This window comes from Arsenophonus endosymbiont of Aleurodicus floccissimus (genome assembly GCF_900343025.1).
Taxonomy (GTDB): domain Bacteria; phylum Pseudomonadota; class Gammaproteobacteria; order Enterobacterales; family Enterobacteriaceae; genus Arsenophonus.
Window position 1 is genome coordinate 443,292 of record NZ_OUND01000002.1, and the last position, 12,767, is coordinate 456,058.

A 12,767-nucleotide genomic window follows, 5' to 3' on the forward strand; every position below is an offset into this window, starting at 1 on the left:
TATTATCCTGAATGCGATAAAACTCAGCAAGTTGGCTAAGATTTATGACATTATCAAGGAATGTAGTAACAGAAATAGAACGTCAAATTTTAACTAAACTAATTTTCAACGGTAATTAAGTAAATATACATAGTGTTGCAGTTATTATATTGCCTAGTTATAATTTTTTTAGTTTGATCCGTTGCTCAGGACGACCCTAGTTGTTAGGAGGAATGATTGCCTGGTTGATTTTATTAATAGCCGGTTTACTTGAAATCGTTTGGGCAATAGGATTGAAATATACCCAAGGATTTACCAGATTAACATCCAGTATTATCACTTTAGTTGCCATGTTTGTTTAGTGTAGTATTATTAGCTTACGCAATGAAAACATTGCCGACGGGTACTCCGTATGCGGTTTAGACAGGTATTGGTGCAGTTGGTGGTACGGCGATAATTGGAATTATTTTCTTGGTGAATCAGCTAGTTTATTCCGCTTATTAAGCCTGGGACTAATTTTTGCTGGGATTATTGGGCTAAAACTGGCACATTAATTTTAAAGTTATTTATTATAGCCAAATATTTATTTTGTCATGGCATATTTAATACGGGGTGTGGATATTTATTCACGCCCTGATTAATTTAGTACTGAATTTCGCTAATCATAATTAAAATTTGTATGGATAATAAGTGAGTTTAGTTTATTTATATATTGTTACTAGTGGTATTTTATGCAAAAAATCAGCATGGCAAATTGTAAATATAATCAGAATAAAATAAATTAATAAACTATTTATAAAATATTATTTGTTTTATTACTGAATTTGGTAAATATTACTTTCACATCATAAAAAAGGTAATATTAATAAATAATAAAAATATTATTATAATATTTTTAATGTTAGGTAAATTTGGCTATTATTTGAAAAATAATTTACTAGATTAAGTGATTAAATTAGTTACTATCTCTTGATAAATTATTATATCAATATAGTGAACGGTTAAGAAAAAGTTCTCTTGTCGGTTTTTCTTGATAATTATCTCATCATCGGTATGACAAAAATAACCGGTTCGGTTAAACCCGCTATTTATCCTTTTTTTGATAGCAAATCATGATCAAATAATTATTGAGATTAAAAATAAAACTTATTAATTAATTTTATCGAGATTTTTATGACAATATTAACGGTCTATTTTTGTGGTACAGGAGTTACTAAATTTGAGGATTCAAATAAGCAGTACTGGCAAGGTGAATTAGTCTCGATGTTGGCATCAAATAATTTAAGTCGTTAATTTGCAGAATGGATTATTTATTGATGGTCCTGGAAGTGGAAATCTTTAGCAAGATGAACTCTGGGTAAAAGATGGGAATTATTATAATTGGACTGGAGTAGGTTTTGGTAAGGGTTGGGAAGAAAATGTGCGGCATGCGATCGATATCATTAAAGATAATTTTGATTGGCAGAGAGAGAAACTGATTGAAAAACAGTATAACCTGCTTAAAAAAGCCAATATAGCCATTGATGACATAGAAGTATCAGGTTCTTATTTTTGGCGACATTATGATTATGGCAATCGAAAAATTTCTCAGCAGCAATTACAACAACAAATTATTAAGATGTATCGCAAAGGCGGGGTTATTCCTAGTCAGGTTAATATAGTAGGTTGGAGCCGAGGAGCAATTAGCTGTCATATGCTCGCCAATGCAATGTTAGAAGATGAGCTTTTAAAATAAATTCCAGTAAATATTTTTGCTATTGATCCTGTGCCTGGCCCATTAAATTTCCAAAATGAAAGGGTTTCGTTAGGTAAAAATGTTAAAGAATATGTCGCTTTTTATGCCAAAGACGAACGTTCGAAGGGTTTTTGCTGTGTAATTCCGAAAACGGACGGATAGTGCAACGATTGTTCATATATTTCCGATGCGCGGTCGATATGCAACTCTTGTCGGTAATGCATCTCTTGATAGTGTTAGCGAAAGCAAAGTTTTATATGAGCCAGGATTAATTGTTCGTCACTTCACCGAAGTCTGTTTAACTCGATGGGGTGTCAAGTTAGATAAAAAGTTGGAATTGAGCGGTTGCGATTTATTAGAGCTACATCAGTCGATAGCAAAAAATAGTGATCTCTATCAAGACATACAAAATTATTCCTATACGCAACTCACTGAAAAAAGTGGTAATGAACGCTATATTTCCTATGGTGATGAAGGTAGTGAATTTTTTTTAATTAGAGGTAAGCTATTATTGCTAGAGTCAGTGTTAATTTCTGATTTCTTAGTTGATCCTTTGATTTATGATAGTATTAAATAAAAAATCAGTGAATAAACCTTAATTAAATAAATACTTGTTTATTAGATATTTTTATCTAGAAGTGTATTTACATTGTAATAAATAAGTGGAAAAATCTGCAGTAACTCCTATAAGAATAATAGAGAACAAAGTTCTCCATGCTTAATTAAGCTAGATTAGGAGAGGTTTATTATGATTCGTCCATTAAGGTTATTTACAACTTTAACAAATGATTTATATTCTGACAGATTTGATAAGATAGATAAATTATTTAGTCACTTAACTAGTGTTAAGCCGTTATCATTACCAAATGAGTCCTATAATTTAAAGAAAATTGATGATACTCATTATGAACTAATAATCAGTGTTCCAGGTTTTACTGAAAATGAATTAGATGTTTCTTTTTCTAATGGGCAATTGTTTGTTGTTGGTGATCATAAAGAAGAAACTCAAAAAAAGGTGAATGGCTTCACCAAGATATTTTTTATATATCCTTTTCTGCCCAATGTTCATTAGGTAAAAATACCAAAATCCAAAATGCTGAATTATGTGATGGCTTACTTAAAATTCACCTTGAATATGAGATCCATAAAGATGAAAAGGTAAAAAAAAATTACAATCAAAAAAGGCAAAAAATGAGTCTAAAAAATTAAAAGTCACTAAAAAACCAGCAGTGGCTAAAAAAACAAAAAAAAACTAAATAATCTGCTGAAAATTAGGTATTACCTAATTAATTTGAATTGTAAAAAATAAAAACCTTGCCAATATTATGCGAAGCTTTTTTTAGTTGTTGCATTATTGGAATCAATATAAATTCTTTCTTTCAATACTAATAATTTTTTTAGTAGTAGAATTTGATGTGTTTTTAATTTCAGGGTTGTAATAAAAATTATTGATCTAAAATATTAAAATAATAGTGTAGTAGGAATTATATTATGAATAAAATTCTTGTTTTAAAATCCAGCATCATGGGAAATAATTCTCAAACAAATGCTTTGATAGATACTTATCGGACGGAAAGACAATTAAAAGGATTAAAAGATGAAGTCGAGATACGTGATTTAGCTAAGCTTAATCTTCCTGTATTGAATAATGAACTATTTAATTCGATGCGAGGAGCGAGTAATTTCAGTGAAAAAGCCTTTAACGCTGTCTCCCTATCAGATAAATTGATTGCCGAACTGAAAGAGAGTGATATCGTGGTTATCGGTGCACTCATGTATAATTTGAATGTGCCAACTCAGTTGAAAATTGGTTTGATCTTGTTACCCGTGTAGGCGTTACGTTTAAATATACGGAAACTTATCCGATGGGATTACTTGAAGGGGTACGTGCAGTTGTTGTCAGTTCTTGTGGTGGTATCCACTTGGGACAAGAGACGGATGCAGTGACTCCTTATCTGAAATCAGTTTTAGGATTGATTGGTGTCACTGATGTGGAATTTATTTATGCCGAAGGTATGGATATAAAACCTGATGGGCAAAAACAAAGGATTGCTAATGCTAATGCCAAAATTGCGAGTCTTATAGCGTAAGCATGATGATTTGCTTACTGGCATTTTACATGCCAGTAAATGCAAATCTGCTCAGTTTGGCGCTGCTATTTTTTCTATATAAGCAGGTAACTCGTTAACTAAAGTATCAACAATGAGTCTGACTTTACGCGAAAGGTAAGGGGTTTGGCCATACAGCATAAATAGAGAAGGTTATTTCAACCGCATGAGGCATGATTTCTTTCAGGCTCCCGTTGATCAGTTCTTCTCTGACTAACCAGTCAGGAAGCCAGGCAAAACCTGCATCTGAAATAATCGCATCTTTTATTGCTTGCATGTCATCCATTATTAATCTTGTTTTTGGTCTGAATTCGTATATACCACCGTTATCGCCTTTGAGGCGCCATTTTTGTATTTGATTTGAACGGCTATAAGCGACAGTATAATGTTGAGCCAACTCTTTAATTGTGCCTGGTTCACCCATTTGAGTAAGATAAGAGGGGGAAGCGCAAATCGTCATACGATACTGGCCTATTTTTCGCGCGACTAGATTACTGCTATCAGGTAGTGTGCCAATATAGATTGATAAATCAATTCCTTCTTCGATAAGATCGATGAATGACATTTCTAGCTCTAGCTCTAGCTTGGGGTACTGTTTTATTAAGGCAATGAGCAGGGGTGCTATACATAAATGGCCAAATAATACCGGCATCGAAAGCCTAAATTTTCCACAAGGATCATGCTTACCGCTGTCAAGGATGTCTTCTATCTTTTCTATCTCATCAAGTGCACATCGGTAATATTCATAATACAGCATTCCTTCCTCTGTTAAACTTTGCGTGCGGGTTGTTCTATGAAATAGGGTTACACCCAGTCTTGCTTCTAATTGCTCAATTTTTTTTTTTGCTACCGATGAGCGGGTTAGATGTAATTTTCCGCTGTTTGAGAGAAGCTGTCAGCTTCAGCAACAAATACCAGAAGGCTATTTAGTACACTTTTCATTTGATTATTGCCATTCAGACATAAAATTATCTTTATAAATAATGGACAGAAACATTCAATGTTAGAAATAATATAAAATTTAGTAATGCTTAAAACAGGATAGGATTTTATTATTTTTAATATAGATGAAACATTGTGGTAAACAGCGTTAAATATTTTAAACAGAAATAAAAGACTAATGCGTTGATTTAAAAAATTTATTTTAGCTAATAAAAAAGTGATCCTCAACAATTAGACTATATTTGAAACTATGCTTTTTATCAAGAATTTAATAAGTTCGATTTTATAAACTGTTATTTTTAATTTAAGGAATGATATTAATGATAAGTTTATCTCATATATCTGGCTTAGTATTGGATGGCTTACTTGGTTTTGTTATGCAACGTGGACGTTTTTGTTTAGCTGACGGATTAAGAGATTTTTATTTATTCCGTGATAGTCAAATGATAATTGCAATCTTAATAGTTATTTCTACTCAGAGTGTCGTGCTGTTTGGCTTGCAAAGTCTAGGATTAGTCATACTCCCCTATACCAAATTTTTATGGTTAGCAACTATTGCTGGTGGTATTTTATTTGGTATTGGAATGGCATTGGCCGGATCTTGCTCTACTGGAGCCTATTATCGAACCGCTGAAGGTTTAGTTGGTAGTATTGTTGCTATTATGGGCTTTATCCTATCCAGGTGGTTAGTCCGTTTGCCGGTGTCAGTAAATCTTTTTTTTCACCAATTACCTACCAGGTATTAAATAGCAGAATAATAACGCAAAATTTTCATTTATCACACTATATAATCATGCTTATTTTAATATCACTAACAATCTATTTGGTTATTAGACATATCAGGCAGTGGAAACAGATTAAAGTAGCAAAGATAACAGCAAAAAAAGTAGGAATCGGTCACCTATTATTTGAGGCTCGCTGGCACCCATTTATTACGGCAATGTTGGTAGGAATTATTGCGCTATTAGCCTGGCCGGCAAGTTTATCTGCTGGTCGGATTGGCCGGCTTGGTATTAGCGGACCTAGCGCGCAATTATTTTCATTATTGATTAACGGTAATTTAAAATTTTTTAACTGGGCTGGCTATTTATTAATCGGTTTGTTATTGGGATCATTTATTGCTGCCAAGGATAGTCAAGAGTTCAGATTTAGAAACCCAGGTTTGACTACCGTGGTAAAAAGTTTTATTGGTGGTTTATTTATGAGGATCGGTAGCGGTTTAGCGGATGGCTGCATGCTAGGTAATACATTGATTAATACTGCTTGGTTTTCATGGCAAGGCTGGGTGTTTATTCCTTGTATTATTTTCATTAGTTGGCTCACTAGTTACTTTACTGTGATCCGTCCATGGCAAATAAAATCATAGAGGTTATTGCATATGAGTGAAATTCAACTAGATACTAGAGGGAAGTTATGCACATATCCACTAATTCAAGCGCAAAAAGCGATAGATTTAATGATAAACGGTGATATTTTAGTTATTAAATATGATTGTGCTCAAGCAACGGAGAATATTCCAAAGTGGGCGGCTAAATCAGGTCATGAAGTGATTAATTTTCAACAAACCAGCAACGCCCAATGGCAAATTACTTTTAAAAAAGGTAAATAAGATAATTATATTGAATAAATAAGGTTATTCAATAAAGGCTTCAGGTTGGTAAAATAGAGAACGTAGTAAGCTAAATAATACTATTTGATTAAGAATCTGGCTAGGAATGAGTTATTTCCGTCCCTGGCATGGATTTTCGAATGCTTAATTTTTTTAATTTTGTTTTATGGTAGTCTGCTTGATTGTACCCGTTATTGAGACCGAGTCTGTCGCCGTTGATCTAGGATAACATCTTTTATCATGGGGAAGGCTGCAGTCAGGCTCGTTTGTTGCTAATGATATTGGCCTTGAACTTTTAGTCGCATTATTCTGCTCTGCTGTTTGCTCAACATCGTTAATTTGTTCGTCCATAAACACCGTACTCATTGAGATAACGCTATAGCCAAGCAGGATTATGGAAATAAATAGTTTAGATAATTGTTTCATTAGCTTTCTCCATCATTAAATAATAATAATAATTATTTAATGATGGAGAGCATTCAGCCATTACAAATAATTACCTAAGTAAAATTTTAGGTTAATAATATTAATAGATTGATTGCTACTATTTTAAAGGCTATATATTAGTATTGCTAAAGTAACAAATACCAATAAGATTTGTAAAATTGATTGAGTTGTTTTGATTTTGTTGTATTACATTCTTAATGATAGAACAATGGGTGAATTAGTTTAAAAAATTATCTTGTAATACTGTGGTTTTGAAAACAATAGTATATTCATTGTTTGATTGAATTATATCTTTATTAAATTTGATAAGCATTTTATTTTTCGTGCTGTTATTAAATATTTATTATTATAAATAACGCGTTATTTAAATATCCAATACCGTTCATTACTATGATAATAATTAAAATATTTATATTTCGATTATTGATTGAGTTTTGTTATTTTTAATTTTTCACTAATCTATTTTATTGATAATTTGATAGCTAAGACAATGATTTTAATTTTATTTTAAAATCAGCATGCTAACTATAAATAATTATAACTATATAAACAAAATCACAATTTTTTAATTAATTGATGATGATATTTTTATTAGTAGAATTTTTGTTTTAAGATAATTATATCTTAGATGTTAAGTAAGTTAAGTTTGACAAAAAACCAGATACTTTATAGTTTTTATCAAACAAAGATTTATAGTGAAAAGGCTCTATATTATAACAATAATCTGTTGTATTAACTGATATTATCAGTATTGATTTTTGTAAGTTTTGATTAATGAGTATAGAGTAAAATACCTCTTCTTTATTAATTGTAATAAAGAGGTATTTATTAATTAAACGCTTTATTTATATTGCAAAATTATGACTTATAATAAGCCTTCTGCAATATTATTTTTTTTAACTCTTCTTCTGTTTCTGAGGTATCATCGGTAGTTGCTCAAGTTGTACCAGTAACTGCTCCAGTGCCCTGTTCAGCTTTATAAATAGCTTGCTCTATTTTCTTAAAAAGTTCATTGGCAGAATCGATGAATGTGGTAACTAAAATACTAAAGCTTTCCTTCGCATTATTAACAGCCTCAGAAATAGATAATTCAGTCACACTACACTATTAGCAACATTGGTAACTGCTTCAACATCGCTGTTAGCAACATTTAAACCTGTTTCAACAGCAGTTTTAACAACATCAGCACCAGTGTTAACAGCTGTATTTGCAGCATTTTCTGCTGTATCAATAGCAGTTTTATTGCTTTCTAAAACTTTATCTACACCAGAGATGTTTAAATTACCTATTGGGTTAGCGATAACTGACATATAACCAAATGTTAAAACAGAAGCGATAGCAACTCTTTTAAAATAAAAGCGTTTTTATCGCTCTATTTTAAATGACTATATTATTTTTTAAAAAGATATAACAATATTTGTAATAAAATAATTTTTTTACCAGCAGCAAGTTGCATTTGAAAAAAAATTTAATCAGTAGTAGTTACTAAATAAGGCGCAGTATGTTATTTATGATCTTGGCGATAGAGTGTTGACTCTTCGATGCGAACACCATTAGGTAGTAGGCAATAATCAACTTCGCCTTTAGCTGTCTTCATAATTTCAATTTTTCCCTTTTGCTTAACACAATAAACTGAAGCAGGGTTTGCCATGCCGATGGGTTTAGCGGGCGGAATGATTCTGTTGTACTAATACATCCGACAAAGTAAATAAGTGCTAGCAGTAAGGGTATCTTTCTCATAAATTTTTACTCAACCAGGTGGTGAACGAATAGATCAATTATAGTATATAAGTTATTATATCATTTATGGGAGAAAAAGTTTTACATAAGAGATAGCAAATTTTAATTATTATATTTTGCTATGTTATTATATTCATAGATGAATTTTTTTATTTTTTATTAAAAGTAGCTTGTATAACACTATACTAAAAATAATATAAAATTCACATCAAATATTTATATTTAAATATTTGAATTTTATTAAAATAATTTAATAAAAATTATAAAATAAAAGGATATGTATGAATAATAATCAATCATTTTCGACAGGTGTTATTTTTTATAAAGGGGAAAATTATATTGGTGATAAATTTTTATATGTTGAGTCTAATGAAGAGTATCGGCTCTCTGAAGAATTAAATGATAAATTTAGTTCTGTCAGAGTCGGTAGACTTTGACAAGTTCAAGGATTATGCGTCAAATAATGCCCCTGGTAACATAACAAAAATTTGGGAATATGATACACTTGATCTATCCGAAATAAAAGGCTTATCAAGATTTACTGTATCTCCTAAATATACTGATATACTAGCGATATTACTTAGCAATAATACAGGCAACAATATATTTTATCAACTTGTATTTAATATTTATTTTGTAAGTAACCTAATATATATTAAAGCAAATACGGATTATCAATGTATTGGTTCCTTTCCACAAGATGGTAATTTATATAATGCTACTATTACTATTACTATTACTATTACTATTACTATTACTATTACTATTACTATTACTATTACTATTACTATTACTATTACTATTACTATTACTATTACTATTACTATTACTATTACTATTACTAGTAACAAGAATAGACATGCTATTCGTGCTCAAGTGAGTTTTAAATATAATATATCGACTAACGAAATTGAGATCATGATGTCTAATCAAAATTTTCCATCAATGCTATTATTTTAAAAAGCAGAAAGAAATAGATTTTGTCTAAATATTAATCATGCTTAATGTGCGTTTTTTTAACAGAAAATGTAGTTATTTTAATCTGACAGAAGTATTAATTGTTTATGTAAGATCTATCAGATTGAATTCAATCTCTTAAAACGAAAATGATCAACTTATAAATGTATTAAAAATTCATTACTATTTTTTGCTCTATATTAATACTTAAATCTTGCAGGTTCTTTATTACCCATTTCTTTCAGGATAATATTGGTATATTCAACTACCGCACCTCTGACATGATTATTATCCTGGTCAGGGAGCATTGTTAACGCATGAACGATTTCATGCATAAATGCGTGGGTAAAACTAAACAGGGCATAATTACCATTTTCTAACTGATACTGTTCTTTATATTGCTAAACAATTTACTGGATTGGTAGTAAGAGATATAATTTTTTTGCCTTTTTTAGTTTTTATCTCTTCAGCAGTTACGGTTATGCTAAAAGCATCATGGATTGATAGATGCCATTTATCACCATCGCAAAGATGGGTATCGTAAGCATAATTAAATAATCGCCTAAAAGTTGTATTTTCGTCATAGGCCATGCCCATGAGAGTGGAAAGTTCTTGATTACATAATTGATATTGCTCTTCATTTAATTTTTTTCTGTTTCTGATTTAATTCTATTATCGAATAAAAATAGTGATTTTACCTGTTCTGATGGATGTGATTTATTACTGTTGGTTGCAATCTTATCATGAGATTGTCTCGCTGGGGATGGATCATCTGATCACATTTTTAAATCGGTATATTTTTTGCTAAATTGCCATCATTATTATTAGATGGTTGAGTATATAGCGAAGAATAGGATATTTTTTATTAAAATTAATTGGCAATATATTTAAAAATGATTCGCTAAATTTAGTTATGATTATTTATCTGTATCCTATCAAGCTTATTTTTTATACTAACAAATTTCAATTTTATTATGCTTATTTATAGGTTATTGTAAAAGATGACAATCAATCATCAATAAATAGAGCGCTTATTTTCAAAACTATCTGTTTATTTAATGAACTATAAATTGATTGTAAATCAATAATATATTCTTTATTAAAATAATTTTTTGCTAATTAATCCATTGTAGCAGGAGTATGTTTTCTTTCATGAGCTTTATATTATGCTCGACATGCTAGATATAAATTGTCATCATATTATTTTGGCTTGAACAAGATACGTATAAAAAGCAAAATCAACTTTACCTACCGAAAAAATTTTTCATTTGTATACTATTTAATATTGAAATTTTATGTTGATTCATCTATTTTACCATTTAAGAATTAAAATGATTTAATAATTATGCAACAAATGATATATTTTATTTTACTGTTGCTATCAAAATAATGCAATAACCCTTAATTTTGAAAAACTATAAATAAAAATAATATGGAATTAAGCCAACGAATTTTAATAATATTATTACTTTAAATAAAATATACTTTTCTTACTTAAGGGTATTTTTGTTATCAATATGATAAATTTGCATTACGTAAATTTATCTGATAATTAAGATATAAAGAAATAAATTTCAATATATCTTTTAAAATAGCAATGCTAGTGGAAATAGTCTTATTGTATTGTTTTCTCCCAGCTTTGTTCAATACTATTATCATCGGAATTGGTGCTTTTGAGTAAAATTGTTTAATTATTTTCTAATATGTAGCATTTAGTATAATCGATATCAACTGAGTAGGGTTAATTAGTTTCTTTATTTAGCCAAACATTAACACTAGCTTCAATTGTAATCTGGTTAAATATAATAAAAGAGGAAATAGTAAATATCTTAACTAATTTTATCATAATTTACCTTCAATATTGTTAGAGAAAATTATATTTAATAGTAGATTATTTTTAATTAAAATAATAATATAATTAACTTATAAATAAAAAAATCATTTCTTTATTTGATAGTTGAAATAAAGTATGCGTGATAAATAGTTCTAAAATAATAAATTTACTAAAACATTAAAATTATCTGCTCTGTTGTATTAATGTTGAGACTTTGATTTTTATTAGACTGTAATAATTGTTAGACATTTAAAGTCTAAAAAGCACCTTTTGAATAGGGAATTTGCACATTGATAGGAATTTTTATTTTGAGATAAGTTTCATTCAGGTGCTAGGTTGTACGATAGATTTTCGTTTTATGTTAGCAATGCTTGCCAGTTTTGGCGTAAATAATAAGGCTCAGCGATGATGAATGGGATGATCAACAAAGATACCCCTTGCCTACATAATCTCATCTAAATTACACAAACTTAATGGTAAGCTAAATATTAGCGTGGACAAATTTAAATTGCGTTGACGGGATAATTGAGGCGTTTAAAAGTTTTCCTGACAATACTCATGGCTGTTTATATCAATTTAATTCATTATCAAACCTGCATTCGAACACTCATCTTTCTTAATCTGACAGAGATAAATTATTTAATCGATTATACAATTTTTAATATGAGGAACAGGCACGTTAAATGGAATATATTTTGATTTATTTTATTTAATATTTTATGTATCTTATATCATAAACACTCACTATCAATATATCCTATTATTAAAATAGATTTTATTATGACAAATAACATTAATCCGATGTTTAATAATAATAAATTTAAATTAGGTATTTTTTCTGTTAATTGTTCTGGTGGTTTAGCCATGACAAAAGTAAAAGAAAGTTGGCTGAATTCATGGTAAAATAATCTTAAAATAGCCCAACTTGCTGATAAAGCAGGTATAGAGCTTTTATTACCGGTTGCTAGATGGTTAGGTTATAAAAGGAGATCGTCTTTTCATGCTAATGTATTAGAGCCAACAAATTGGCCTCTGCATTATTGGCATTGACAAAGAATATTGGCATATTTACCACCGTACATACTTCTTTTCATCATCCGGTTGTTATTGATAAGGAACTTGCGACAATAGATGATGTTGGTAATGGTAGGGCAGGATTAAACGTTGTATGTGGTTGGAATACCACTGAGTATGCCGCGTTTGGAATAAAATTCTGGCAACAGCATGAAGACCGTGATCGTTATAGCCACGAATGGTTTGATGTAATTAAAAATTTGTGGTGGCGAAAAGAACCCTTTGACTGGAATGGCCAATTTTTTAAATTAAAAGACATTTATAGTTTTCCTTTATGAAAAAATGTTATATGGTTAAAAGAGCAAGCAAAATTACAAAACAGAAAGATGCCACTTGGTTTAT

At 29.9% G+C, this 12,767-nt stretch carries 15 protein-coding genes and 3 pseudogenes; 11 read left to right on the top strand and 7 right to left on the bottom strand.

Annotation, left to right across the window (positions count from 1 at the left end):
* Positions 1 to 215 precede the first annotated feature (215 nt).
* The 5 genes and pseudogenes from sugE (at position 216) to ARADI_RS09690 (ending at position 3,804) form a co-directional block, all read left to right on the top strand.
* Positions 216 to 533, top strand: a pseudogene (gene sugE / locus ARADI_RS09675) (quaternary ammonium compound efflux SMR transporter SugE).
* A gap of 866 nt (positions 534 to 1,399) precedes the next feature.
* Complete coding sequence (locus tag ARADI_RS18195) at positions 1,400 to 1,714, top strand: hypothetical protein (RefSeq protein ID WP_238149342.1); 315 nt, start codon at positions 1,400 to 1,402, stop codon at positions 1,712 to 1,714.
* A gap of 187 nt (positions 1,715 to 1,901) precedes the next feature.
* A complete protein-coding gene (locus tag ARADI_RS18200) occupies positions 1,902 to 2,291 on the top strand; it encodes a hypothetical protein (protein ID WP_238149343.1) in 390 nt (129 codons plus the stop codon).
* Positions 2,292 to 2,462: 171 nt separating this feature from the next.
* Positions 2,463 to 2,786, top strand: a complete 324-nt coding sequence (locus ARADI_RS09685; RefSeq protein ID WP_119711907.1) for an Hsp20 family protein — start codon at positions 2,463 to 2,465, stop codon at positions 2,784 to 2,786.
* 419 nt (positions 2,787 to 3,205) lie between these two features.
* Positions 3,206 to 3,804 (top strand): annotated as a pseudogene (locus ARADI_RS09690) (FMN-dependent NADH-azoreductase).
* A gap of 124 nt (positions 3,805 to 3,928) precedes the next feature.
* Here the strand turns inward: ARADI_RS09690 and ARADI_RS09695 are convergent.
* The gene (locus ARADI_RS09695) at positions 3,929 to 4,579 is read right to left on the bottom strand and encodes a LysR substrate-binding domain-containing protein (RefSeq protein WP_369406998.1); all 651 of its coding nucleotides are present in this window, start codon (positions 4,577 to 4,579) and stop codon (positions 3,929 to 3,931) included.
* 505 nt (positions 4,580 to 5,084) lie between these two features.
* Here ARADI_RS09695 and ARADI_RS19800 point away from each other — a divergent pair.
* From ARADI_RS19800 to ARADI_RS09705, 3 genes are read left to right on the top strand one after another with little or no spacing between them, the layout of a single operon-like run.
* Positions 5,085 to 5,510, top strand: a complete 426-nt coding sequence (locus tag ARADI_RS19800; RefSeq protein WP_255420673.1) for a YeeE/YedE thiosulfate transporter family protein — start codon at positions 5,085 to 5,087, stop codon at positions 5,508 to 5,510.
* Positions 5,447 to 6,130 carry a YeeE/YedE family protein gene (locus tag ARADI_RS09700; RefSeq protein WP_255420674.1) on the top strand — a complete coding sequence of 228 codons (684 nt, stop codon included), beginning with the start codon at positions 5,447 to 5,449 and terminating at the stop codon, positions 6,128 to 6,130. The genes ARADI_RS19800 and ARADI_RS09700 overlap by 64 nt, the downstream gene beginning before the upstream one ends.
* Positions 6,131 to 6,142: 12 nt before the next feature.
* A complete protein-coding gene (locus ARADI_RS09705) occupies positions 6,143 to 6,373 on the top strand; it encodes a sulfurtransferase TusA family protein (protein ID WP_119711908.1) in 231 nt (76 codons plus the stop codon).
* Between the two features lie 153 nt (positions 6,374 to 6,526).
* On the opposite strand, the gene ARADI_RS09710 is transcribed toward ARADI_RS09705, so the two are convergent.
* From ARADI_RS09710 to ARADI_RS09725, 4 genes are all read right to left on the bottom strand, one after another.
* Positions 6,527 to 6,799 carry a hypothetical protein gene (locus tag ARADI_RS09710; RefSeq protein WP_119711909.1) on the bottom strand — a complete coding sequence of 91 codons (273 nt, stop codon included), beginning with the start codon at positions 6,797 to 6,799 and terminating at the stop codon, positions 6,527 to 6,529.
* A gap of 957 nt (positions 6,800 to 7,756) precedes the next feature.
* Positions 7,757 to 7,918 (bottom strand): hypothetical protein, encoded by a 162-nt coding sequence (locus tag ARADI_RS09715; RefSeq protein WP_182853181.1) that lies wholly within the window; start codon positions 7,916 to 7,918, stop codon positions 7,757 to 7,759.
* Positions 7,915 to 8,130: a hypothetical protein gene (locus ARADI_RS09720; protein WP_119711910.1), complete on the bottom strand. Its 216-nt coding sequence runs from the start codon at positions 8,128 to 8,130 to the stop codon at positions 7,915 to 7,917. Before ARADI_RS09720 ends, ARADI_RS09715 begins: the two co-directional genes overlap by 4 nt.
* Positions 8,131 to 8,324: 194 nt before the next feature.
* Positions 8,325 to 8,471: a putative hemolysin gene (locus tag ARADI_RS09725; RefSeq protein WP_119711911.1), complete on the bottom strand. Its 147-nt coding sequence runs from the start codon at positions 8,469 to 8,471 to the stop codon at positions 8,325 to 8,327.
* Between the two features lie 370 nt (positions 8,472 to 8,841).
* On the opposite strand from ARADI_RS09725, the gene ARADI_RS21010 reads away from it, so the two are divergent.
* On the top strand, positions 8,842 to 8,997 hold the full coding sequence (locus ARADI_RS21010) for a beta/gamma crystallin domain-containing protein (RefSeq protein ID WP_119711912.1): 156 nt from the start codon (positions 8,842 to 8,844) through the stop codon (positions 8,995 to 8,997).
* Complete coding sequence (locus tag ARADI_RS09735; protein WP_182853182.1) at positions 8,960 to 9,520, top strand: hypothetical protein; 561 nt, start codon at positions 8,960 to 8,962, stop codon at positions 9,518 to 9,520. The genes ARADI_RS21010 and ARADI_RS09735 overlap by 38 nt, the downstream gene beginning before the upstream one ends.
* A gap of 197 nt (positions 9,521 to 9,717) precedes the next feature.
* On the opposite strand, the pseudogene ARADI_RS19805 reads toward ARADI_RS09735, so the two are convergent.
* Both ARADI_RS19805 and ARADI_RS21015 read right to left on the bottom strand, forming a co-directional pair.
* Positions 9,718 to 9,903: pseudogene (locus tag ARADI_RS19805) on the bottom strand (PipA/GogA/GtgA family type III secretion system effector); the annotation flags it as partial.
* A gap of 7 nt (positions 9,904 to 9,910) precedes the next feature.
* Positions 9,911 to 10,180: a PipA/GogA/GtgA family type III secretion system effector gene (locus ARADI_RS21015; RefSeq protein WP_119711915.1), complete on the bottom strand. Its 270-nt coding sequence runs from the start codon at positions 10,178 to 10,180 to the stop codon at positions 9,911 to 9,913.
* Between the two features lie 2,196 nt (positions 10,181 to 12,376).
* Between ARADI_RS21015 and ARADI_RS18210 the strand changes: the two genes are divergently transcribed.
* Positions 12,377 to 12,703, top strand: coding sequence for an LLM class flavin-dependent oxidoreductase (locus ARADI_RS18210; RefSeq protein ID WP_238149344.1), 327 nt, complete (start codon positions 12,377 to 12,379; stop codon positions 12,701 to 12,703).
* The last annotated feature ends 64 nt before the right edge of the window (positions 12,704 to 12,767 follow it).

What these genes read in the sequence shown, in the direction of transcription:
- ARADI_RS18200 (WP_238149343.1), top strand. Translation starts at nt 1,902, where the DNA reads ATGCGCGGTCGATATGCAACTCTTGTCGGTAATGCATCTCTTGATAGT.
- ARADI_RS09685 (WP_119711907.1), top strand. Translation starts at nt 2,463, where the DNA reads ATGATTCGTCCATTAAGGTTATTTACAACTTTAACAAATGATTTATAT.
- ARADI_RS09695 (WP_369406998.1), bottom strand. Translation starts at nt 4,579, where the DNA reads ATGCTGTATTATGAATATTACCGATGTGCACTTGATGAGATAGAAAAG.
- ARADI_RS19800 (WP_255420673.1), top strand. Translation starts at nt 5,085, where the DNA reads ATGATAAGTTTATCTCATATATCTGGCTTAGTATTGGATGGCTTACTT.
- ARADI_RS09705 (WP_119711908.1), top strand. Translation starts at nt 6,143, where the DNA reads ATGAGTGAAATTCAACTAGATACTAGAGGGAAGTTATGCACATATCCA.
- ARADI_RS09710 (WP_119711909.1), bottom strand. Translation starts at nt 6,799, where the DNA reads ATGAAACAATTATCTAAACTATTTATTTCCATAATCCTGCTTGGCTAT.
- ARADI_RS09720 (WP_119711910.1), bottom strand. Translation starts at nt 8,130, where the DNA reads ATGTCAGTTATCGCTAACCCAATAGGTAATTTAAACATCTCTGGTGTA.
- ARADI_RS09725 (WP_119711911.1), bottom strand. Translation starts at nt 8,471, where the DNA reads ATGGCAAACCCTGCTTCAGTTTATTGTGTTAAGCAAAAGGGAAAAATT.
- ARADI_RS21010 (WP_119711912.1), top strand. Translation starts at nt 8,842, where the DNA reads ATGAATAATAATCAATCATTTTCGACAGGTGTTATTTTTTATAAAGGG.
- ARADI_RS09735 (WP_182853182.1), top strand. Translation starts at nt 8,960, where the DNA reads ATGATAAATTTAGTTCTGTCAGAGTCGGTAGACTTTGACAAGTTCAAG.